The organism is Enterobacter cloacae complex sp. IR5412, from assembly GCF_049237385.1.
In the GTDB taxonomy this organism is placed as follows: domain Bacteria; phylum Pseudomonadota; class Gammaproteobacteria; order Enterobacterales; family Enterobacteriaceae; genus Enterobacter; species Enterobacter intestinihominis.
Window position 1 is genome coordinate 135,487 of record NZ_JBMKHQ010000010.1, and the last position, 21,437, is coordinate 156,923.

At 56.7% G+C, this 21,437-nt stretch carries 16 protein-coding genes; 8 read left to right on the forward strand and 8 right to left on the reverse strand.

The genetic code is table 11. The features are described from left to right. The coding region (aqpZ, locus tag ACOTX2_RS17735) for an aquaporin Z (RefSeq protein ID WP_421625951.1) at positions 1-677 on the reverse strand (677 nt) is incomplete at its 3' end. A 291-nt stretch (positions 678-968) separates the two neighbouring features. Between aqpZ and ACOTX2_RS17740 the strand changes: the two genes are divergently transcribed. Then, on the forward strand, positions 969-2,627 hold the full coding sequence (locus tag ACOTX2_RS17740) for an ATP-dependent endonuclease (protein WP_023299709.1): 1,659 nt from the start codon (positions 969-971) through the stop codon (positions 2,625-2,627). On the opposite strand, the gene ACOTX2_RS17745 is transcribed toward ACOTX2_RS17740, so the two are convergent. Continuing rightward, positions 2,624-3,580, reverse strand: a complete 957-nt coding sequence (locus ACOTX2_RS17745; protein ID WP_038415768.1) for a VirK/YbjX family protein — start codon at positions 3,578-3,580, stop codon at positions 2,624-2,626. The genes ACOTX2_RS17740 and ACOTX2_RS17745 overlap by 4 nt on opposite strands. Before the next feature lie 159 nt (positions 3,581-3,739). Here ACOTX2_RS17745 and macA point away from each other — a divergent pair, with 159 nt between their 5' ends. Beyond that, positions 3,740-4,855, forward strand: a complete 1,116-nt coding sequence (macA, locus tag ACOTX2_RS17750; RefSeq protein ID WP_022647609.1) for a macrolide transporter subunit MacA — start codon at positions 3,740-3,742, stop codon at positions 4,853-4,855. Further along, positions 4,852-6,792: a macrolide ABC transporter ATP-binding protein/permease MacB gene (gene macB / locus ACOTX2_RS17755; RefSeq protein WP_023305795.1), complete on the forward strand. Its 1,941-nt coding sequence runs from the start codon at positions 4,852-4,854 to the stop codon at positions 6,790-6,792. Before macA ends, macB begins: the two co-directional genes overlap by 4 nt. A 70-nt stretch (positions 6,793-6,862) precedes the next feature. Here the strand turns inward: macB and cspD are convergent, their stop codons facing one another. After that, a complete protein-coding gene (gene cspD, locus ACOTX2_RS17760; protein ID WP_006174390.1) occupies positions 6,863-7,084 on the reverse strand; it encodes a cold shock-like protein CspD in 222 nt (73 codons plus the stop codon). A gap of 267 nt (positions 7,085-7,351) precedes the next feature. Between cspD and clpS the strand changes: the two genes are divergently transcribed. The 3 genes from clpS (at position 7,352) to ACOTX2_RS17775 (ending at position 10,682) form a co-directional block, all read left to right on the forward strand. Continuing rightward, positions 7,352-7,672 carry an ATP-dependent Clp protease adapter ClpS gene (gene clpS, locus ACOTX2_RS17765; RefSeq protein WP_006174393.1) on the forward strand — a complete coding sequence of 107 codons (321 nt, stop codon included), beginning with the start codon at positions 7,352-7,354 and terminating at the stop codon, positions 7,670-7,672. Between the two features lie 27 nt (positions 7,673-7,699). After that, on the forward strand, positions 7,700-9,979 hold the full coding sequence (gene clpA / locus ACOTX2_RS17770; RefSeq protein ID WP_022647611.1) for an ATP-dependent Clp protease ATP-binding subunit ClpA: 2,280 nt from the start codon (positions 7,700-7,702) through the stop codon (positions 9,977-9,979). 253 nt (positions 9,980-10,232) lie between these two features. Further along, positions 10,233-10,682, forward strand: a complete 450-nt coding sequence (locus ACOTX2_RS17775) for a hypothetical protein (RefSeq protein WP_063148382.1) — start codon at positions 10,233-10,235, stop codon at positions 10,680-10,682. A gap of 71 nt (positions 10,683-10,753) precedes the next feature. On the opposite strand, the gene infA is transcribed toward ACOTX2_RS17775, so the two are convergent. From infA to trxB, 5 genes are all read right to left on the reverse strand, one after another. Beyond that, the gene (gene infA, locus ACOTX2_RS17780; RefSeq protein ID WP_002211347.1) at positions 10,754-10,972 is read right to left on the reverse strand and encodes a translation initiation factor IF-1; all 219 of its coding nucleotides are present in this window, start codon (positions 10,970-10,972) and stop codon (positions 10,754-10,756) included. 284 nt (positions 10,973-11,256) lie between these two features. After that, a complete protein-coding gene (aat, locus tag ACOTX2_RS17785; protein WP_023299713.1) occupies positions 11,257-11,961 on the reverse strand; it encodes a leucyl/phenylalanyl-tRNA--protein transferase in 705 nt (234 codons plus the stop codon). A 45-nt stretch (positions 11,962-12,006) separates the two neighbouring features. Then, the gene (cydC, locus tag ACOTX2_RS17790; protein ID WP_048966912.1) at positions 12,007-13,728 is read right to left on the reverse strand and encodes a heme ABC transporter ATP-binding protein/permease CydC; all 1,722 of its coding nucleotides are present in this window, start codon (positions 13,726-13,728) and stop codon (positions 12,007-12,009) included. Next, on the reverse strand, positions 13,728-15,494 hold the full coding sequence (cydD, locus tag ACOTX2_RS17795; RefSeq protein ID WP_063148381.1) for a heme ABC transporter permease/ATP-binding protein CydD: 1,767 nt from the start codon (positions 15,492-15,494) through the stop codon (positions 13,728-13,730). Before cydD ends, cydC begins: the two co-directional genes overlap by 1 nt. 114 nt (positions 15,495-15,608) lie before the next feature. Then, positions 15,609-16,577 carry a thioredoxin-disulfide reductase gene (gene trxB, locus ACOTX2_RS17800; RefSeq protein WP_022647616.1) on the reverse strand — a complete coding sequence of 323 codons (969 nt, stop codon included), beginning with the start codon at positions 16,575-16,577 and terminating at the stop codon, positions 15,609-15,611. Positions 16,578-17,120: 543 nt separating this feature from the next. Here trxB and lrp point away from each other — a divergent pair. Next, a complete protein-coding gene (gene lrp / locus ACOTX2_RS17805; protein WP_000228469.1) occupies positions 17,121-17,615 on the forward strand; it encodes a leucine-responsive transcriptional regulator Lrp in 495 nt (164 codons plus the stop codon). Between the two features lie 135 nt (positions 17,616-17,750). Beyond that, on the forward strand, positions 17,751-21,434 hold the full coding sequence (locus ACOTX2_RS17810) for a DNA translocase FtsK 4TM domain-containing protein (RefSeq protein WP_063148380.1): 3,684 nt from the start codon (positions 17,751-17,753) through the stop codon (positions 21,432-21,434). The last annotated feature ends 3 nt before the right edge of the window (positions 21,435-21,437 follow it).

Below are 21,437 nucleotides of genomic sequence, written 5' to 3' on the forward strand. Positions count from 1 at the left end.
AGGGTGCGATACAGCACGCCGCCCAGAATACCACCAATAATTGGCATCACCCAGAACAGCCACAGCTGTTCAAGCGCCCAGCCGCCCTGGAAAATAGCCACCGCGGTGCTGCGTGCCGGGTTAACGGAGGTATTGGTCACCGGGATGGAGATCAGGTGGATAAGCGTCAGCGCCAGACCAATAGCAATGGGGGCAAAGCCCGCAGGCGCGTATTTGTCCGTTGCGCCGTGGATCACCAACAGGAAACCTGCGGTGAGCACAATTTCAATCACGATAGCAGACAGCATTGAGTAGCCGCCTGGAGAGTGTTCGCCGAAGCCGTTTGACGCAAATCCGCTGGCCGCGGCGTCAAACCCGGCTTTTCCGCTGGCAATGACGTACAACACCGCCGCGGCAATAATACCGCCAATAACCTGGGCAATAATATAGCCAATAATATCTTTCGCCGGGAAACGTCCGCCCGCCCATAAACCTAACGTGACGGCCGGGTTGAAATGACCGCCGGAAATATGCCCCACGGCGAATGCCATGGTTAATACGGTTAAACCGAATGCCAGCGCGACGCCGACAAATCCAATACCTAATTCCGGAAATGCGGCTGCCAGTACTGCGCTACCGCAGCCACCAAACACCAGCCAGAATGTACCAAAGCATTCTGCCGCTAATTTTCTGAACATAACCACCTCAATAATAAACGTCCGCGCCCATTCCTGCGCGCGGGTTATATCGCCATAAAGGGATGACGACTCAAAGAGCCAGTATTTTGAAACCATCAACATCCCTTCGCCACTCAAATAAATTCACTAAATTTGATTTAAGGCAATGTGATGTCAATCCTTGTTCAGAACGGAGGTAATTAGAGCATAGCCCAATAATTAAGGGGGCGTATATTCTGCTGTCGTGACCTACAGCCTGCCGCTATACTGCTGATAACTTGAAGGAAAAAGTGGCCGAAATGCGGGGGATGTATGCTACTCGAACGTGTGGAGATTGTCGGGTTTCGCGGGATTAACCGCCTGTCGCTGCAACTGGAACAGAACAACGTCCTGATAGGCGAAAACGCCTGGGGTAAATCCAGCCTGCTGGATGCCCTGACGCTGCTGCTTTCGCCCGAAGAGAACTTGTACCACTTCGTCCATGATGACTTCTGGTTTCCGCCGGGGGATGTCAACGGGCGCGAGAAACACCTGCATATCATTCTGACCTTCCGCGAATCCGAGCCCGGTCGCCATCGCGTGCGTCGTTTTCGCCCTATGTCGCCCTGCTGGGTGCCCTGTGAAGATGGGTTCCAGCGTATTTTCTATCGCCTTGAGGGCGAAATGGCGCAAAACGACGGGGTATTAACCCTGCGTGAATTTCTTGATGAGAAGGGGAATCCGATCCCGCTCGATAATATTGACGAGCTTGCCCGCCATCTTATCCGCCTCTCCCCCGTGTTGCGCTTACGAGACGCGCGCTTTATGCGGCGGATCCGTAACGGCACCGTACCGAATATGCCCGAGGTGGAAGTAACCGCCCGCGAGCTGGATTTCCTCGCCCGTGAACTGGTCTCGCGGCCGCAGAATCTCACCGACGGCCAGATCCGTCAGGGACTGTCTGCCATGGTCCAACTGCTGGAGCACTACTTCTCCGAGCAGGGAACGGGGCAGGCGCGCCACCGCCTGATGCGCCGCCGCTCGCACGACGAGCAACGAAGCTGGCGCTATCTCGATATTATCAACCGCATGATCGACCGCCCCAGCGGGCGCACGCATCGGGTGATCCTGCTGGGATTATTCTCCACGCTGTTACAGGCGAAAGGGACGGTGCGCCTGGATCGGGACGCGCGCCCGCTGCTGCTGGTGGAAGATCCGGAAACGCGGCTGCACCCGATTATGCTTTCCGTGGCGTGGCATCTTCTTAATCTGCTGCCGTTGCAGCGTGTCACCACCACGAATTCCGGCGAGCTGCTCTCCCTGACGCCGGTGGAGTATGTCTGCCGCCTGGTGCGTGAATCCTCGCGGGTCACCGCCTACCGGCTCGGGCCCGGCGGGTTAAATGCCGAAGATGGCCGACGCATTGCGTTTCATATCCGTTTTAACCGAGCCTCTTCCCTGTTTGCCCGCTGCTGGTTGCTGGTGGAAGGGGAAACTGAAACCTGGGTGATAAACGAGCTGGCGCGCCAGTGCGGGCACCACTTTGATGCCGAAGGGATCAAAGTGATCGAATTTGCTCAGTCTGGCTTAAAGCCGCTGATCAAATTTGCGCGCCGGATGGGGATAGAGTGGCACGTGCTGGTGGATGGCGATGAGGCGGGTAAAAAATATGCGGCGACCGTGCGCAGCCTGCTCAATAACGATCGTGAAGAGGAGCGGGAACATCTGACCACGCTGCCCGCGATGGACATGGAGCACTTTATGTACCGCCAGGGATTTGACGACGTCTTTCACCGCGTGGCGATGATACCGGTGGATGTGCCCATGAATATGCGTCGGGTGATTGCCAAAGCTATCCATCGGTCGTCAAAACCGGATTTGGCCATTGAAGTCGCGACGGAAGCGGGCAGGCGGGGCGTGGAGTCGGTGCCCACGCTGCTGCGTAAAATGTTCTCCCGCGTCCTCTGGCTGGCACGCGGGAGAGCCGATTAACGGGCAGTCGCCTGCGATACCTGTTGATGCAGGCTATCAAGCAGGATATAGCGGCGGCGGTACTCGGACCGTTTTTTACTCGCAATCTCTTCCATCGGTTTGCGTGGCATGGTCAGTGGCAGGGCAAAGTTGCCGTTCTCCTGCTGCTGTCCGCCAAGGGAGCGCCAGAAGCTGTCATAGTCAGCCAGCAATTTTCCCTCTTTTTTCTTGCGATAGCGCCAGCTGCGGTAGATGTGGGTGGCGTTACTCACCGCGAGGATCTGCTCGACGGGGAAGGCGCCTGCCAGCGTCATGACCGCTTCAACCAGCAGACGTTTTGGGAACAGTCCGTGACAGGCTTTGGTCGCCAGCTGAATGTGCTCGTGCGGGACATGCGCTTTCGCCCCCTGCATTCCGCCGATGAAGAGCGTTGACTTGCCCTGGTATTTGCACAGCGTAAAGGTCAGCTCGGCCAGCACCGTGTTCTGGTGGTCGCAAAAAGTGAGGGTCGCTTCCCCTTCTTTGTCCAGAAACGCATCCGCGCTCAGGCGAACGCTAAACTGCTGCTCCTCTTTGCCCGTTAACGTCACCAGCGTGATGCCCTGGCTGGAAAGGTAGCCGTTCAGCAGTGACGCCGGAAGATGGCGGCTCATCATCTGATAGTGATTGTCCAATGCGTCCAGCGTATTCTGACGGCCCATATTGACGGTCAGCCACGGTCGGTGCAGGCGGCACGGCAGGCCGGGCTGCACGCGCAGGATCTGCATCAGACGGGGCTGTTTTGCAAGGTTTCCGAGCAGGCGCGCAGTGGTGAACGGCGTTGCCAGCGAGCGCAGCATAAACTTACGTCGATAGGCCGGATTTTGCCACGCCAGCCCCGGCGTGAGGGAACCCGATGCCAGGCTTTTAAACAGTTGCCAGCCCGATTTAGGCTGGGACAGCGTTGAATAAGGTGTATCGACGATGGAAGACATGTTAGATCCTGCTTCTGGTGGAATTTCGCTATTTCAGCAGGCGCTTTATCAACATCGGGTAAACAATTCCCGACGATAACGGGGATCGGGGGTTTCGTTGAGGAGTGGTTTAGATAAAATCAACGGTGATGATAGCCAGAACAATTATTTGGAATATTTATGAACCTGAAGGGAAAACGCAGAAAGCTGTTTCTGCTGCTGGCGGTAGTGGTGTTAGCAGGCGGATTCTGGTTATGGAAGGTACTGAACGCGCCGGTACCACAGTATCAAACGCTGATTGTTCGTCCGGGCGAGCTGCAACAAAACGTGCTGGCGACGGGAAAGCTGGATGCCCTGCGTAAGGTTGACGTGGGCGCGCAGGTCAGCGGTCAGCTTAAAACCCTGTCGGTTGAGATTGGCGATAAGGTTAAAAAAGGCCAGTTGCTGGGCGTGATCGATCCTGAGCAGGCGCAAAACCAGATCCGCGAGGTGGAAGCGACGCTGATGGAGTTGCGCGCGCAGCGCGCTCAGGCTCAGGCGGAGCGTAATCTCGCTCAGGTCACCCTGTCGCGCCAGCAGGCGCTGGCGAAAACGCAGGCCATCTCGAAACAGGATCTGGACACAGCCGCCACGGAGCTGGCGGTGAAGCAGGCGCAGATTGGCACCATCGATGCGCAAATCAAGCGGAATCAGGCCTCGCTGGATACGGCGAAAACCAACCTCGATTACACGCAAATCGTTGCGCCAATGGCCGGGGAAGTGACGCAGATAACCACCCTGCAAGGCCAGACGGTCATCGCCGCGCAGCAGGCGCCGAACATCCTGACCCTGGCGGATATGAGCACCATGCTGGTGAAAGCCCAGGTATCTGAAGCGGACGTCATTCACCTTAAGCCGGGGCAGAAAGCCTGGTTTACGGTGCTGGGCGATCCGCAAACCCGCTATGAAGGGGTGCTGAAAGATATCCTGCCGACGCCGGAGAAGGTCAACGACGCCATCTTCTACTATGCGCGTTTTGAGGTGCCTAACCCGCAGGGCGTGCTGCGTCTGGACATGACCGCTCAGGTGCATATCCAGCTGACCGGCGTGAAAAACGTGCTGACGGTTCCGCTCTCCGCGCTGGGCGAATCCGCCGGGGATAATCGCTACAAGGTGAAAGTGCTGCGCAACGGTGAAACCCGCGAGCGGGAAGTGGTGATTGGCGCACGTAACGACACCGACGTGGTGGTGGTAAAAGGGCTGGAAGAGGGTGAGGAAGTGGTCACCAGCGAAAGCCTGCCTGGAGCCGCGCAATGACGGCGCTGCTTGAGCTGAATGACATTCGTCGCAGCTATCCGTCCGGCGACGGGCCGGTGGAGGTGCTGAAAGGCATCTCCCTGCGCGTTGAAGCCGGTGAAATGGTGGCGATTGTCGGGGCATCGGGCTCGGGTAAATCAACGCTGATGAACATTCTCGGCTGTCTGGATAAGCCTACCAGCGGCACCTATCGCGTGGCCGGGACGGATGTTTCCACCCTGGACGGCGACGCGCTGGCGAAGCTGCGTCGCGAGCATTTTGGCTTTATCTTCCAGCGTTACCATCTGCTTTCACACCTGAGCGCGGCGCAGAATGTGGAAGTGCCAGCGGTGTATGCGGGCGTCGAGCGCAAAAAACGCCTCGAACGCGCGAAGGCGCTGTTAACGCGTCTTGGGCTGGCGGAGCGTGTTGATTATCAGCCTTCGCAGCTTTCCGGCGGTCAGCAGCAACGCGTGAGTATTGCCCGCGCGCTGATGAACGGTGGGCAGGTGATCCTCGCCGATGAGCCAACCGGTGCGCTCGACAGCCATTCCGGTGAAGAGGTGATGGCGATCCTGCATCAGCTTCGCGATCAGGGGCATACGGTGATTATCGTCACCCACGATCCGCAGGTGGCAGCGCAGGCGGAACGCATTATCGAGATCCACGACGGCGAGCTGGTCAGCAACCCGCCGCCACGTCAGTCCAGAGCGGCGGCGGCGAAAGAGGCGCTGCCGGCCGCAACCGGCTGGGGCCAGTTTTCCAGCGGTTTCCGCGAGGCGCTGACCATGGCCTGGCTGGCGATGGCGGCCAACAAAATGCGCACTCTGCTGACCATGCTTGGCATCATTATTGGTATTGCCTCAGTGGTGTCGATTGTGGTGGTGGGCGATGCGGCGAAACAGCTGGTGCTGGCAGATATTCGCGCCATCGGGACTAACACCATCGACGTTTACCCCGGCAAAGATTTTGGCGACGACGAGCCGCAGTATCAGCAGGCGCTGAAGTATGACGATCTGGCGGCTATTCAGAAGCAGCCGTGGGTGAACTCCGCCACGCCTGCCGTCTCGCAAAACCTGCGTCTGCGCTACGGCAACATCGACGTGGCGGCCAGCGCTAACGGCGTCAGCGGAGATTACTTCAACGTCTACGGCATGACCTTCAGCGAAGGGGCGACCTTCAACGCTGAACAGCTGGCGGGCAGGGCGCAGGTGGTGGTGTTAGACGCTAACTCCCGCAGGCAGCTGTTCCCGAATAAGACCAATGTGGTGGGGGAAGTGATCCTCGTAGGCAACATGCCAGCGACGGTGATCGGCGTGGCGGAAGAGAAGCAGTCGATGTTCGGCAGCAGTAAAATCCTGCGCGTCTGGCTGCCGTACACCACCATTTCCGGGCGCATCATGGGGCAGTCATGGCTTAACTCTATTACCGTTCGAGTGAAGGAGGGCTACGACAGCGGGCTGGCGGAACAGCAGCTGGAGCGGCTGTTAACCCTGCGCCACGGGAAAAAGGATTTCTTCACCTGGAATATGGATGGCCTCTTGAAAACGGCGGAAAAGACCACACGTACTCTTCAGCTGTTCCTGACGCTGGTGGCGGTGATTTCGCTGGTCGTCGGCGGGATAGGGGTGATGAACATTATGCTGGTGTCGGTGACCGAACGTACGCGGGAGATCGGCATCCGCATGGCGGTCGGAGCCAGAGCCAGCGACGTGCTGCAGCAATTTTTGATTGAAGCGGTGCTGGTGTGTCTGGTGGGCGGTGCGATGGGGATTGCGCTCTCGATGATGATCGCCTTTGCGCTCCAGCTCTTCTTACCGGGCTGGGAGATTGGCTTCTCGCCGATGGCGATCCTGACGGCGTTTTTATGTTCCACCTTCACCGGAATTCTGTTCGGCTGGCTACCGGCGCGAAACGCGGCGCGGCTGGATCCGGTGGATGCGCTGGCGCGCGAATAACCCGAAAATAAAAATGCCAGCCGATCGGGCTGGCATTTTGCCTGCAGGGTGTACACAATGAATCAGAGAGCTATGCAACCGCTTCTGCTTCAACGGGGACGATCAGACTGGCATGATTGCCTTTTGGCCCCTGATGTACATCGAACCGGACGGACTGCCCGGCTTTGAGCGTCCTGTAACCATCCATCTGAATGGTGGAATAGTGAGCGAAGATATCCTCGCCGCCGCCTTCGGGGCAAATGAAGCCAAACCCCTTGGCGTTGTTGAACCACTTAACAGTACCCATTTCCATGCTTCGACATCCTTCGTAAATCTTATAAATTAAGATGGAATGAACCGGTGGTGGAGTGGGGGCTGTTCAAAACCTCGCCAACTCACGCTTGTACAATTTAGAGAAACGGAAGAAGCCGTCAAGCGTTTGGCGCTGGAGTTGGGACAATAATCAACCAAAATTTGAGGCAGTTAACGCTATTGCAACAGTTTGTGACAGACATCGCGGATGACAGTAATAGATGATTGTTATCTAACATCTGAGGTAGATTCAAAGTGGTTATGCATAATGGGTAAGACCAACGATTGGCTGGATTTTGACCAGCTGGCGGAAGATAAAGTGCGCGACGCGCTAAAACCGCCATCTATGTATAAAGTTATGTTAATGAACGATGATTACACGCCGATGGAATTTGTTATTGACGTGCTACAAAAGTTCTTTTCTTATGATGTTGAACGTGCAACGCAACTGATGCTTACCGTTCATTATCGTGGCAAAGCGATCTGCGGCATCTTTACTGCCGAAGTTGCGGAAACCAAAGTAGCGATGGTGAACGACTATGCAAGGGAGAACGAGCATCCGTTGCTGTGTACGCTGGAAAAGGCCTGATAAGGCATAAAATTGGGGGAGGTGCCTATGCTCAATCAAGAACTGGAACTCAGTTTAAACATGGCTTTCGCCAGAGCGCGTGAGCACCGACATGAGTTTATGACCGTCGAGCATTTGCTGCTCGCACTGCTTAGCAACCCATCTGCCCGCGAAGCGCTGGAAGCCTGCTCCGTGGATCTGGTGGCGCTACGTCAGGAACTCGAAGCCTTCATCGAACAAACCACACCGGTGCTGCCAGCCAGTGAAGAAGAGCGCGACACACAGCCGACGCTCAGCTTCCAGCGCGTGCTGCAGCGCGCGGTTTTCCACGTCCAGTCTTCCGGACGTAGCGAAGTGACGGGCGCCAATGTGCTGGTCGCCATCTTCAGTGAGCAGGAGTCCCAGGCGGCCTACCTGCTGCGTAAACACGAAGTCAGCCGGCTCGACGTGGTCAACTTCATCTCTCACGGAACGCGAAAAGACGAGCCTAACCAGGCATCGGATCCCAGCGGACAGATCAACAGCAATGAAGAGCAAGCAGGCGGGGAGGATCGTATGGAAAACTTCACCACCAACCTTAACCAGCTTGCTCGCGTTGGCGGTATCGACCCGCTGATTGGCCGCGACAAAGAGCTGGAGCGTGCCATCCAGGTGCTGTGCCGTCGCCGTAAGAACAACCCGCTGCTGGTGGGGGAATCTGGCGTGGGTAAAACCGCGATTGCCGAAGGTCTGGCCTGGCGCATTGTGCAGGGCGACGTGCCGGAAGTGATTGCCGACTGCACCATCTACTCGCTGGATATTGGCTCGCTGCTGGCGGGCACCAAATACCGCGGTGATTTTGAAAAACGTTTCAAAGCGCTGTTAAAACAGCTGGAGCAGGACACCAACAGCATCCTGTTTATCGATGAGATCCACACCATCATCGGCGCAGGCGCGGCTTCCGGTGGTCAGGTAGATGCCGCCAACCTGATCAAACCGCTGCTCTCCAGCGGCAAGATCCGCGTGATGGGCTCTACGACGTACCAGGAGTTCAGCAACATCTTTGAGAAGGATCGTGCGCTGGCGCGTCGTTTCCAGAAAATCGACGTAACCGAGCCGTCGGTTGACGAAACGGTGCAGATCATCAACGGCCTGAAAACCAAGTACGAAGCGCACCATGACGTGCGTTACACCGCGAAAGCGGTGCGTGCGGCGGTGGAGCTGGCGGTGAAATACATCAACGATCGTCATCTGCCGGATAAAGCGATCGACGTGATTGATGAAGCGGGTGCGCGTGCGCGCCTGATGCCAGCGAGCAAGCGTAAGAAAACCGTGAACGTAGCGGATATCGAGTCCGTGGTGGCCCGTATCGCACGTATCCCTGAGAAGAGCGTCTCTCAGAGCGACCGTGATACGCTGCGCACCCTCGGCAATCGCCTGAAAATGCTGGTCTTTGGTCAGGATAAAGCCATTGAGGCCTTAACCGAAGCGATTAAGATGGCCCGTGCTGGCCTGGGGCATGACCACAAGCCTGTCGGTTCCTTCCTGTTCGCCGGCCCGACCGGTGTGGGTAAAACCGAGGTAACGGTGCAGCTCTCCAAAGCGCTGGGCATTGAGCTGTTGCGCTTTGATATGTCCGAGTATATGGAGCGTCACACCGTCAGCCGTTTGATTGGTGCGCCTCCGGGCTACGTGGGCTTTGACCAGGGCGGCCTGCTCACCGACGCGGTGATCAAGCATCCGCACGCGGTACTGCTTCTTGATGAAATTGAGAAAGCGCACCCGGACGTGTTCAACATCCTGTTGCAGGTGATGGACAACGGGACGCTGACCGATAACAACGGGCGCAAGGCCGATTTCCGCAACGTGGTGCTGGTGATGACCACCAACGCCGGGGTGCGTGAAACCGAGCGCAAATCCATCGGCCTGATCCATCAGGATAACAGCACCGATGCGATGGAGGAGATCAAGAAGATCTTCACGCCGGAGTTCCGTAACCGTCTGGACAACATTATCTGGTTCGATCACCTGTCTACCGAGGTGATCCATCAGGTGGTGGATAAGTTCATCGTCGAGCTGCAGGTTCAGCTGGATCAGAAAGGCGTGTCGCTGGAAGTGAGCCAGGAGGCCCGCAACTGGCTGGCCGAGAAAGGCTACGACCGTGCGATGGGTGCCCGTCCGATGGCGCGTGTGATTCAGGACAACCTGAAGAAACCGCTGGCGAACGAACTGCTGTTTGGATCGCTGGTGGACGGCGGCCAGGTGACCGTGGCGCTGGACCAGGCGAAGAACGAGCTGACGTACGATTTCCAGAGTGCGGCGAAGCACAAGCCGGAAGCGGCTCACTGAGTTGAAAGGTAAAAGCAAAACGGCAACTTCGGTTGCCGTTTTTTTTGTTTGCTCCCTCTCCCAGTGGGAGAGGGCTGGGGTGAGGGCATCAGGCCGCAGAGGAATTTTGCGAGGCGCTTTCCAGTTTCTTTCGAAGTCAGTTGCTGGATAAATCTACAGTAATAAAATGGCGTCGCACCTGCAAAATCGGGTGCCGGGATTGGCGTCCTGAAAGTGTGTGCACAGACAATCTTGCGTGCATAAAGGATTACATATGACTAATATTAATAGCTTCGCCCAGCTCTACACCGAACTTTCCCTCAACCCCGCTCTCCCAACTCTTGCCGAACGCTGTAACCTGCTCACTGAAATCCTGCTCGACTGTCATTCGCTCCCACAAACGCAGCCCGTTTGCCACTGTCTCGGAGCTTATCTGGAAGAGGTAAAATCCGGCCTCACAGAATCCATGCGTGATTTTCAGGTGGTGGAATTTGAGGACGAAGCGGAACAGCCGCGACAAAAAGAGTGGTTGCTGGAAGATACAGAAACGAAATGTGACTACTGCCGGGCGTTAAACCACGTGCTGCTGGTTTCGCATTTTGACCGCGATATGTTGCCGCACCTGACGGGACTGTTGCATGACATTACCCATGCGATAGCTGAAGATTTAATCGTACCCATGAACCCGTGCATGACAATACATCTGCCGACACAGCCACACTAAGGCCATAAATAAAAAAGGCCGGGATTGTCCCGACCTTTTAAATATTCATCTGCCATTACAGGCGAAAACAATTAGCGACTACGGAAGACAATGCGGCCTTTGCTCAGGTCGTACGGGGTCAGTTCAACAGTCACTTTGTCGCCCGTCAAAATGCGGATATAGTTTTTGCGCATTTTACCGGAGATGTGCGCAGTTACCACGTGACCGTTTTCCAGTTCTACGCGAAACATGGTATTAGGCAACGTATCAAGTACGGTACCCTGCATTTCAATATTGTCTTCTTTGGCCATCTAATCCTCTGGGGTATCACTACCAAGTTTTGAACCGGCAAGATAATGCCGAAATTCATCAATTAAGTAAAGAATTGCGCGTTTAAAACGCAGCAAAACAATTTCAGCGTATTGCCCAAGCGTCACGGTACAACCGAACGGAAAGCGCATTCGTAAAGGGGATACGACAGGATAAACGTCAGGACGTTATCTGAAGCGAGGGTCCCAAACGGCGGCGGGGCAACAGGCAGAAGCTACTCTGCGGCGTAATTATAACACCCTCATAAAAAATATGCGGAAAACATTTAGGCATTGGGCATAAAGAGCATTCTGGGAACCCAAAAATCGCGCGGAAGAGTCTCCTGTCGGCACTGTTCAAGGTGTTCGATATAGCGTCGGCGGGAAATTTCAACCGCGCCGAGCGAGGCGGTGTGCTCATTCAGCACCTGACAATCCATCAGTTGTCCGCCGCGTTGGGCAAATTCCTGGCTAAAAACCAGCAGCGCGGTTTTCGACGCATTCGTGGCGCGGGAGAACATCGACTCACCGCAGAAAAGCGTGCCCTGCGCCACCCCGTACATCCCCCCAACGAGGTCATCATCTTTCCATACTTCGATGGAGTGCGCGTAGCCCAGCTCATGAAGCTGGTGGTAGGCGATAATGATGTCGCGGGTTATCCAGGTGCCTTCATGACGATCTTCAGCGCAGCCTTCGATTACCTGCCCGAAGGCGTGATTGAGCGTGACGCGATAGGGCGAATTTGCGTGAAAACGTTTCATGCTGCGGCTCAGGTGAAACTGCCCGGGCCACAGCACGGCTCGCGGGTCCGGAGACCACCATAAAATCGGGTCGCCGGGAGAAAACCACGGGAAGATGCCGCGCTGGTAAGCCATTAAGAGACGCGCCGGGCTGAGATCGCCGCCCAAAGCCAGCAATCCGTTAGGTTCACGCAGCGCCCCCTCCGGAGAAGGGAACGCAATATTATGGCGAGAAAGCTGCACCAGGCGCATGACAACAGAACTCCAGTACGCGAGAGAGGACGCTACAAATATAGTCTACAGGCGCTGTTTAAACTGGTAGTAGCGACCCTGTTTTGCCAGCAGCTCTGCGTGATTACCTTGCTCAATTATGTGTCCGTTGTCCATCACAATTATTCGATCGAAATTCACCAGCCCGCGCAGGCGGTGAGTGACCATCAGCACGGTTTTGCCTTTCATCACCTTTGTCAGTAAATCAAGAATTTGACTCTCGGTTGTCGCATCCAGACCTTCTGTCGGTTCATCCAGCAACATCAGCGGCGCATCGTGCAGCAAGGCGCGCGCGATGGCCAGACGACGCAGTTCGCCGCCGGAAAGCTGTCGGCCCCCTTCACCCAGCCAGCTGTTCAACCCGTCGTCCTCAAGCAGCTTGTGCAGCCCAACCTGTTCCAGCATCGCCCGCAGCGTATCGTCAGAGGCGTCCGGTGCCGCCAGAAGAAGATTATCGCGCAGCGTAGCGCTGAACAGGTGCACACGCTGGGGCACGACGCTGACGGTTTTACGCAAGGCCGCTTCGCTATAATCAGACAGCGGAAGGTCGTTAAACCGAATCTCGCCCTGCTGCGGGTCCCAGGCGCGCGTGAGGAGTTGCAGAAGCGTCGATTTGCCACATCCCGTACGGCCAAGGATCGCAATGCGCTGCCCGGCATCAACAGAAAGGCTGATATCTTCCAGCGCGTTTTGCGCCTGCTTGTCGTAGGCGAAGGTGACGTTGCTGAGCGTCAGCGCGACCTGCTCCGGCACAGCGGTTTGACCCGCGCTGAACTTCACTTCCGGCTCCTGCTCTGCAATATCCGTAATGCGCAGCGCAGAGGCAATCACCTGGCCGAGATGCTGAAAGGCGCCGGTGACCGGGGCTAAGGCTTCGAAGGCTGCCAGGGCACAGAAAACAAACAGCGCAATCAGCGGGCCAGGCTGCGGGTTACCGCCCACGCCACCGGAGGCCATCCAGAGCATGGCGATAACGGCAAACCCACCGATTAACATCATCAGCGCCTGAGAAAACGCGGTCAGTTCAGACTGGCGACGCTGGGCTTCATGCCAGTTCAGTTCCGTATTTTCCATACGGGTGCGGTAGCGCTTGCTGGCACCAAAAATGGTGAGCTCGGCCTGACCCTGCAACCAGGAGGTGAGCTGCTGGCGGTATTCCCCGCGCAGACGCGTCAGGTTTTCCCCGGTGGTTTTACCTGCACGATAAAACAGGGGCGGCAGAATAATCAGCGTCATCAGCATGATGCCGCCGAGCGTCAGTGCGATGGGAACATCCAGGAAACTCAACCCCAGCGTGACCACGACAATCACCACAAACGCGCCCACCATGGGCGAGATGACGCGCAGATAGAGGTGATCCAGCGTATCCACATCCGCAACTACGCGGTTGAGTAATTCGCCCTGCCGAAAACGTGCCAGCCCGGCAGGGGAGAGGGGCAGCAATTTGCTGAACGTATAAATACGCAGGTGTTGCAGCACGCGGAAGGTCGCGTCGTGGCTGACCAGGCGTTCGAAGTAGCGCCCGGCAGTTCGCGTAATCGCCGTGCCGCGCACCCCGGCGGCAGGCAGCATGTAGTTAAAGCTGTATAGCCCGGCAAAGCCTGCGGCGGCAGATGCGGAGAGGAACCAGCCAGAAAGCGTAAGCAGGCCGATGCTGGCGAGCAGAGTGATAATCGCCAGTACGATCCCGAGCGTCAGCATCCATTTGTGGCGTTTATACAAAGCAAGATAGGGAAGCAGGGCGCGCATCAGATATCCTCCTGACGGTTCGCCAGCAGGGTCGCAAAGGGCCCCTGCGCGGCAACAAGCGCGGCGTAATCGCCTTGCTCAACAATGTGTCCGTTTTCCATCACCCAGATCTGATCCCAGTCGGCAATACCTTCCAGCTGGTGGGTCACCATCAGGGTAGTTTGCTGGCGTGAGGCTGCGTTAAGCGCATCCATCACGCGCTGCTCGCTGTGAGCGTCCAGGCTGGCGGCGGGTTCGTCCAGCAGCATTAACGAACAGGGGTTCAGCAGCGCACGGGCAACCGCGACGCGCTGTGCCTGGCCCACTGACAGCCCGGTAGACTGATCGCCAATGACGGTATCGACACCCTGCGCAAGCAGCGGCAAAAACTCGCTGACCCAGGCGCGGTCGAGGACAGATTGCAGCTCATCGTCACGTGCATCCGGCCTTGCCAGCAGCACATTCTCGCGCAGCGTCGGGGCAGGCAGCTGAGGGTTTTGACCCACCCAGCTTAGCTGTTTACGCCAGGCATCAGGATCGAGCTCGCGTAGCTCCGTTTTGTTGATACGCAGCGATCCGGTGTACGCCATAAAACCTGACAGCGCATTCAACAATGAGCTTTTACCTGAGCCGCTGGTACCCACCAGCACCACACGTTGCCCGGCAGGCAGGGTGAAGTTCAGCGGGCCGGCCAGCACTTTGCCTTCAGGCGACAGAACAGAAAAATCCTGTGCTTCAATGGTCACCGGATCGTTCGTATTCAGCGTCACCTCACCACGCTCCGGATGCGCCAGCGGCGTTTCCATAAAGGTTTTCAGGCTGTCGGCAGCACCCACCGCCTGCGCTTTGGCATGGTAAAAGGTGCCGAGATCGCGAAGCGGCTGGAAAAATTCCGGGGCCAGGATCAGCGCCAGGAACCCGGCGGAAAGCGTGACCGCCGTACCGTAGTGGCCAAAGTCCAGCGCGCCGAGGTAGGAGAAGCCAAAGTAAACCGCCACCAGCGCAATCGACAGGGAGGTAAAGAACTCGAGCACGCCGGAAGAAAGGAAGGCCATGCGCAACACTTCCATGGTGCGCTGACGAAAATCCTGCGACGCCAGGCGAATGTTTTCGGTTTCCGCTTCACCACGACCAAAGATCCGCAGGGTTTCCATTCCGCGCAGACGGTCCAGGAAATGACCGCTCAACCGACCCAGCGCAAGGAAGTTGCGACGGTTAGCATCTGCCGCACCCATGCCGACCATCGCCATAAACAGCGGGATGAGCGGGGCGGTCCCCATCAGGATCAGAGCCGCTACCCAGTTAACAGGGAAGATGGCGATAACAATCATCAGAGGCACAAACACTGCCAGCGCCATCTGTGGAAGATAACGCGCATAGTAATCGTGCATATCGTCGATTTGCTCCAGGATCAGCGTCGCCCAGCTACCGGCCGGTTTGCCCTGGATCCACGCAGGCCCGGCTTCCGAAAGCCGGTCGAGCACTTTGCGGCGGATCTCATAGCGGATGTGCTGGCCGGCATGGAACCCAACCCGTTCGCGCAGCCAGACCACCCACGCACGCAGGACGAAAACCAGCACCAGAACGATAAACGGCAGCAGCAGCGCTTCGCGCGGGATGCTCTCCATGATCATATGATTGAGAATGCGGGCCAGCAGCCATGCCTGGGCAACAATCAACAGACCGCTGATAAATCCCAGAACGCGGGAAATCATAAGCCAGCGGCGGGACAGAACGCTTTGCTGTTTCAGCCAGCGCGTTAACTCTTGTTGACGGGTTTTTTCCATTGCGTACTTTGCAGGTGACGTTATAAGAAATTAGACATCTGCATGTTACACGTGAGCAAAAATAAAGGCGACCAGTGGCCGCCTTTATTTACGTTTGTTACTGACTTGTAAAGATTATTTACCTTGTTCTGCCAGTCCGTCCAGATAGCGTTCTGCGTCCAGGGCGGCCATACAGCCGGTGCCCGCAGAGGTGATCGCCTGACGATAAATATGGTCCATCACGTCGCCAGCCGCGAAGACGCCTGGGATGCTGGTCTGCGTCGCATTGCCGTGAATGCCAGACTGCACTTTGATGTAGCCGTTCTCCAGCTCAAGTTGGCCTTCGAAAATGGCCGTGTTCGGGCTGTGACCGATTGCCACAAACAGGCCTGCCACCTCCAGCGTTTCGACGGTGTCGGTGTTCTGCGTATCACGAATTCGCAGACCTGCCACACCCATCTGATCGCCGGTCACTTCTTCCAGCGTACGGTTGGTATGCAGCACAATGTTGCCGCTCGCCACTTTATCCATCAGGCGTTTGATCAGGATCTTCTCGGCGCGGAAGGTGTCGCGACGGTGGATCAGGTGTACTTCTGAGGCGATGTTCGCCAGATACAACGCTTCTTCAACAGCGGTGTTGCCGCCGCCAATCACCGCAACTTTCTGGTTGCGATAGAAGAAACCGTCGCAGGTCGCGCAGGCTGATACGCCGCGCCCTTTGAATGCTTCTTCAGACGGCAGACCGAGATAACGGGCAGAGGCACCGGTAGCGATGATCAGCGCATCGCAGGTGTATTCACCGCTGTCGCCGGTCAGACGGAACGGACGGTTCTGCAAATCCACTTTATTAATGTGGTCGAACAGGATTTCGGTTTCGAATTTAGCAGCATGCTCGTGCATGCGCTCCATCAGCAGCGGCCCGGTCAGGTCGTTCGGGTCGCCCGGCCAGTTTTCCACTTCCGTGGTGGTGGTCAGCTGACCGCCTTTTTCCATCCCGGTAATCAGTACCGGTTGCAGGTTAGCGCGTGCAGCATAGACCGCTGCGGTATATCCCGCAGGTCCAGAACCAAGGATTAGCAGCTTACTGTGTTTGGTCGTGCCCATGAGATCCCCATTGTTGTTGGCAGGCAATGGGCTGGATTGTAGGGAATTTGTTGCCGTAAAAAAAGAGCACGACAGTTTTGCTTCCGATATATGCAATAGTCACGCCCTATGGATCAGACACGGACATATCACGTCTGCTACTGAAAATCGCGCGTTTATAAGGCAATAAAATGATGATTAATACCCCCCCGTAATGAATATCCGGCATCTTGTACTAAAAATCGATGTTTTGCTTTGACAATCCCCTGCGCTTTTGCGAAAACATTCAAGGAAGAAAAAAAGACGCATGAACTGCATGCCGAATAGACATGCACGTAAATGCCATTTTTACCGGGTCAGTGAAATCTACGCATGGTGTGGACAGACGCCATACGTGATGTCTGTGACTGCTTTCGGGCAACGGTCTTCTTACCGCAGACCCCGAATCCACATCGCGTCTAATACATAACCAGGCGATGTGATGAATAACGGGTGCAGGCTCTGAACAGTGATGTGCACAGGGTCCAGGCAGGAGTAGGGAAGGAATACAGAGAGACAATAATAATGGTAGATAGCAAGAAGCGCCCTGGCAAAGATCTCGACCGTATCGATCGTAACATTCTTAATGAATTGCAAAAGGATGGGCGTATTTCCAACGTCGAGCTTTCAAAACGTGTGGGACTTTCCCCGACGCCGTGCCTTGAGCGTGTGCGTCGACTGGAAAGACAGGGTTTTATTCAGGGCTATACGGCTCTGCTAAACCCGCATTATCTGGATGCCTCACTTCTGGTATTTGTTGAGATTACTCTGAATCGTGGTGCGCCGGATGTGTTTGAGCAATTTAACGCCGCTGTACAAAAACTTGAAGAAATTCAAGAGTGTCATCTGGTTTCCGGTGATTTTGACTACCTGTTAAAAACCCGTGTGCCTGATATGTCCGCCTACCGTAAGCTGCTGGGTGAAACCCTGCTGCGTCTGCCAGGCGTGAACGACACCCGTACTTATGTGGTGATGGAAGAGGTCAAACAGAGCAATCGTCTGGTTATTAAGACGCGCTAACACGGAACAGGTGCAAAATCAGTGTAGTTTGATTACACTCCTGTTAATCCATACAGCAACAGTGCCGGGGATACCCGGCGCTGTTGTCCGTTTTAGCACACAGGCAGGACATGCCTGATACCTGGAGAGCCTTTCTTGAGCCAGGAATACACTGAAGACAAAGAAGTCACATTATCTAAGCTAAGCAGCGGACGTCGTCTCCTCGAGGCGTTACTGATTGTTATTGCCCTTTTTGCCGTCTGGCTGATGGCCGCCTTACTCAGTTTCAACCCCTCAGATCCCAGCTGGTCGCAAACCGCATGGCATGAGCCTATTCATAACTTAGGTGGCGTTCCCGGTGCCTGGCTTGCGGACACGCTCTTTTTCATTTTCGGAGTGATGGCTTATACCCTTCCCGTCATCATTATTGGCGGATGCTGGTTTGCCTGGCGTCATCGACAGAACGACGACTACATCGATTATTTTGCCGTTTCGCTGCGCCTGATTGGCGCCCTGGCGCTGATCCTCACCTCCTGTGGGCTGGCGGCGATCAACGCTGATGATATCTGGTACTTCGCCTCCGGCGGGGTGATCGGCAGCCTGTTGAGCTCCGCGCTGCAACCGATGCTTCATAGCAGCGGCGGCACGCTGGCGCTGCTCTGTATCTGGGCGGCGGGCCTGACGCTGTTTACCGGCTGGTCCTGGGTGAGCATTGCTGAGAAGATCGGCAGCTTTATTCTGACGCTGCTGACGTTCGCCAGCAACCGTACCCGTCGTGACGATACGTGGGTCGATGAAGACGAGTATGAAGATGAGTACGAAGAGGAAGACGAGGCGCCTGTACAGCGGCGTGAATCTCGCCGCGCGCGTATTCTGCGCGGTGCTCTGGCGCGCCGCCAGCGCGTCGCTGAAAAATTTTCTAACCCGTTAGGCCGTAAAACGGATGCCGCGCTGTTCTCCGGCAAACGTATGGATGAAGACGAGCAGATTGAGTATCGCGGTGCGGCCGTCGACCCTGATGACGTACTGTTCTCTGGCCATCGAGCCACGCCGGGAGAGTATGACGAATACGATCCGCTGCTGAATGGCTACTCCGTGACTGAACCGGTAGCCGCTGCTGCTGCCGCAACGACGGCTGCGCAGGCCCATGTTGCGCCTGTTGAAGCCGTGATGCCGTCCTCGCCTGTTCCGGCACCGGAGTCCGCGATCCAGCAACCGCAGGTAGACTGGCAGACTGCGCCAGGCGTCCATACGCCTGAACCGACCATTGCGCCGGAGCCTGAAAGTTATATTCCTGTGCAGCAGGAACAGTGGCAGCAACCGTATCAGCCGCCTGAGCCTGCCAGCGTGCCGCAACAACCGTATCAGGCTTATACGCCCGAACCCGCTGTACCTGAACAGCCATACGTTGCACCGGTGTCTGAACCCGAAGTGGTGGAGGAAGCGAAGCCATCCCGTCCGCCATTATACTATTTTGAAGAAGTGGAAGAGCGCCGCGCCCGTGAGCGCGAGCAGCTTGCCGCCTGGTATCAGCCCGTGCCCGAGCCGGTGCAGGAGCCTGTTGCAAAAGCGCCTTCGGTCAGCGTTCCACCTGTAGAACCTACGCCAGCCGTTGCGTCGGGTGCTGAAGCCGTGAAGCAGGCAACGGCAGCCGCTGCCGCGTCCGCTCCGCTATTCAGCCCGGCAGCCGACAGCGCCCCGCGTCCTCAGGTGAAAGAGGGCATTGGTCCACAGCTGCCGCGCCCTAACCGCGTGCGCGTACCGACTCGCCGGGAGCTGGCCTCTTATGGCATTAAACTGCCTTCCCAGCGTATGGCGGAAGAAAAAGCCCGTGAGTCCGACTACGAAGATGATGCCGACGAACTGCATCAGGATGAGCTGGCGCGTCAGTTTGCTGCCCAGCAGAATCAGCGTTACGGCGAAGAGTATCAGCATGACGTGCCTTCACAGCATCACGTGCCTTCACAGCAGGACGACGATGATGCGGCCGAAGCGGAGCTGGCGCGCCAATTTGCAGCAACGCAGCAGCAGCGTTATTCCGGTGAGCAACCTTCGGGGGCAAACCCGTTCTCGCTGTCGGATTTCGAATTCTCACCAATGAAAGATCTGGTGGATGATGGCCCAAGCGAACCGCTGTTCACGCCGAGCGTAATGCCGGAAGCGGAGCCGGTGCGTCAGCCGCCTGCACCACAGGCTTATGTGCAGCCGCAACAGCTGGCGCCGCAGGCGTATGCGCAGCCGCAGACACCTTCTCAACCGCCTCAGCCACAGTTCCAGCAGCCAGCACCACAGCCGCAGGAGAGCCTGATTCACCCGCTGCTGATGCGTAACGGAGACAGCCGACCGCTGCAACGGCCAAGCACGCCGCTGCCGTCGCTGGATCTGTTAACGCCGCCGCCAGCGGAAGTCGAGCCGGTGGATACCTTTGCCCTTGAGCAGATGGCCCGTCTGGTGGAAGCGCGTCTGGCTGACTTCCGCATTAAAGCGGACGTGGTGAACTACTCACCGGGCCCGGTGATCACCCGTTTCGAACTGAACCTGGCACCGGGCGTAAAAGCGGCGCGTATTTCTAACCTCTCCCGCGACCTGGCGCGTTCTCTGTCCACCGTGGCGGTACGCGTGGTGGAAGTGATCCCAGGCAAGCCTTACGTTGGCCTTGAGCTGCCAAACAAGAAACGCCAGACCGTTTATCTGCGTGAAGTTCTGGATAACACCAAATTCCGCGACAACCCGTCCCCGCTGACCGTGGTGCTGGGTAAAGATATCGCCGGCGATCCGGTGGTTGCCGATCTCGCGAAGATGCCGCACCTGCTGGTTGCGGGTACAACAGGCTCGGGTAAATCGGTCGGGGTGAACGCCATGATCCTCAGTATGCTCTACAAAGCGCAGCCTGAAGACGTGCGTTTCATCATGATCGACCCAAAAATGCTCGAACTGTCCGTCTACGAAGGCATTCCGCATCTGTTAACGGAAGTGGTTACCGACATGAAGGACGCCGCCAACGCATTACGCTGGAGCGTCAATGAAATGGAGCGTCGCTACAAGCTGATGTCGGCGCTGGGCGTGCGTAACCTGGCCGGTTATAACGAGAAAATCGCCGAGGCGGCGCGTATGGGCCGTCCGATTCCGGACCCATACTGGAAGCCGGGTGACAGCATGGATGCCCAGCATCCGGTGCTGGAAAAACTGCCTTACATCGTGGTGCTGGTGGATGAATTTGCCGACCTGATGATGACCGTTGGCAAGAAAGTGGAAGAGCTGATTGCGCGTCTGGCACAGAAAGCGCGTGCGGCGGGCATCCACCTGGTACTGGCAACGCAGCGTCCGTCCGTGGATGTAATCACCGGTCTTATTAAGGCAAACATCCCGACCCGTATCGCGTTTACCGTGTCGAGTAAAATTGACTCCCGTACTATCCTTGACCAGGGCGGAGCAGAGTCGCTGCTGGGGATGGGTGATATGCTCTATTCCGGGCCGAACTCCACCTCGCCGGTGCGTGTTCACGGTGCGTTTGTTCGCGACCAGGAAGTGCACGCGGTTGTGCAGGACTGGAAAGCGCGCGGGCGACCGCAATATGTTGACGGCATCACCTCTGACAGCGAAAACGAAGGTGGCGGTGGTGGTTTTGACGGCGGCGAAGAGCTGGATCCGTTATTCGACCAGGCGGTTAATTTCGTCACCGAAAAACGCAAAGCGTCCATCTCCGGCGTGCAGCGCCAGTTCCGTATCGGTTACAACCGCGCGGCGCGTATCATTGAGCAGATGGAAGCCCAGGGCATCGTGAGCGAACAGGGGCACAACGGTAACCGTGAGGTGCTGGCGCCACCGCCTTTTGAGTAATCT

Coding starts and splice junctions, on each gene's coding strand:
- ACOTX2_RS17740 (WP_023299709.1), top strand. CDS start 969: ATGCTACTCGAACGTGTGGAGATTGTCGGGTTTCGCGGGATTAACCGC.
- clpS (WP_006174393.1), top strand. CDS start 7,352: ATGGGTAAGACCAACGATTGGCTGGATTTTGACCAGCTGGCGGAAGAT.
- cydD (WP_063148381.1), bottom strand. CDS start 15,494: ATGGAAAAAACCCGTCAACAAGAGTTAACGCGCTGGCTGAAACAGCAA.
- cydC (WP_048966912.1), bottom strand. CDS start 13,728: ATGCGCGCCCTGCTTCCCTATCTTGCTTTGTATAAACGCCACAAATGG.
- cspD (WP_006174390.1), bottom strand. CDS start 7,084: ATGGAAATGGGTACTGTTAAGTGGTTCAACAACGCCAAGGGGTTTGGC.
- macA (WP_022647609.1), top strand. CDS start 3,740: ATGAACCTGAAGGGAAAACGCAGAAAGCTGTTTCTGCTGCTGGCGGTA.
- clpA (WP_022647611.1), top strand. CDS start 7,700: ATGCTCAATCAAGAACTGGAACTCAGTTTAAACATGGCTTTCGCCAGA.
- macB (WP_023305795.1), top strand. CDS start 4,852: ATGACGGCGCTGCTTGAGCTGAATGACATTCGTCGCAGCTATCCGTCC.
- ACOTX2_RS17775 (WP_063148382.1), top strand. CDS start 10,233: ATGACTAATATTAATAGCTTCGCCCAGCTCTACACCGAACTTTCCCTC.
- lrp (WP_000228469.1), top strand. CDS start 17,121: ATGGTAGATAGCAAGAAGCGCCCTGGCAAAGATCTCGACCGTATCGAT.
- aat (WP_023299713.1), bottom strand. CDS start 11,961: ATGCGCCTGGTGCAGCTTTCTCGCCATAATATTGCGTTCCCTTCTCCG.
- ACOTX2_RS17745 (WP_038415768.1), bottom strand. CDS start 3,580: ATGTCTTCCATCGTCGATACACCTTATTCAACGCTGTCCCAGCCTAAA.
- infA (WP_002211347.1), bottom strand. CDS start 10,972: ATGGCCAAAGAAGACAATATTGAAATGCAGGGTACCGTACTTGATACG.
- trxB (WP_022647616.1), bottom strand. CDS start 16,577: ATGGGCACGACCAAACACAGTAAGCTGCTAATCCTTGGTTCTGGACCT.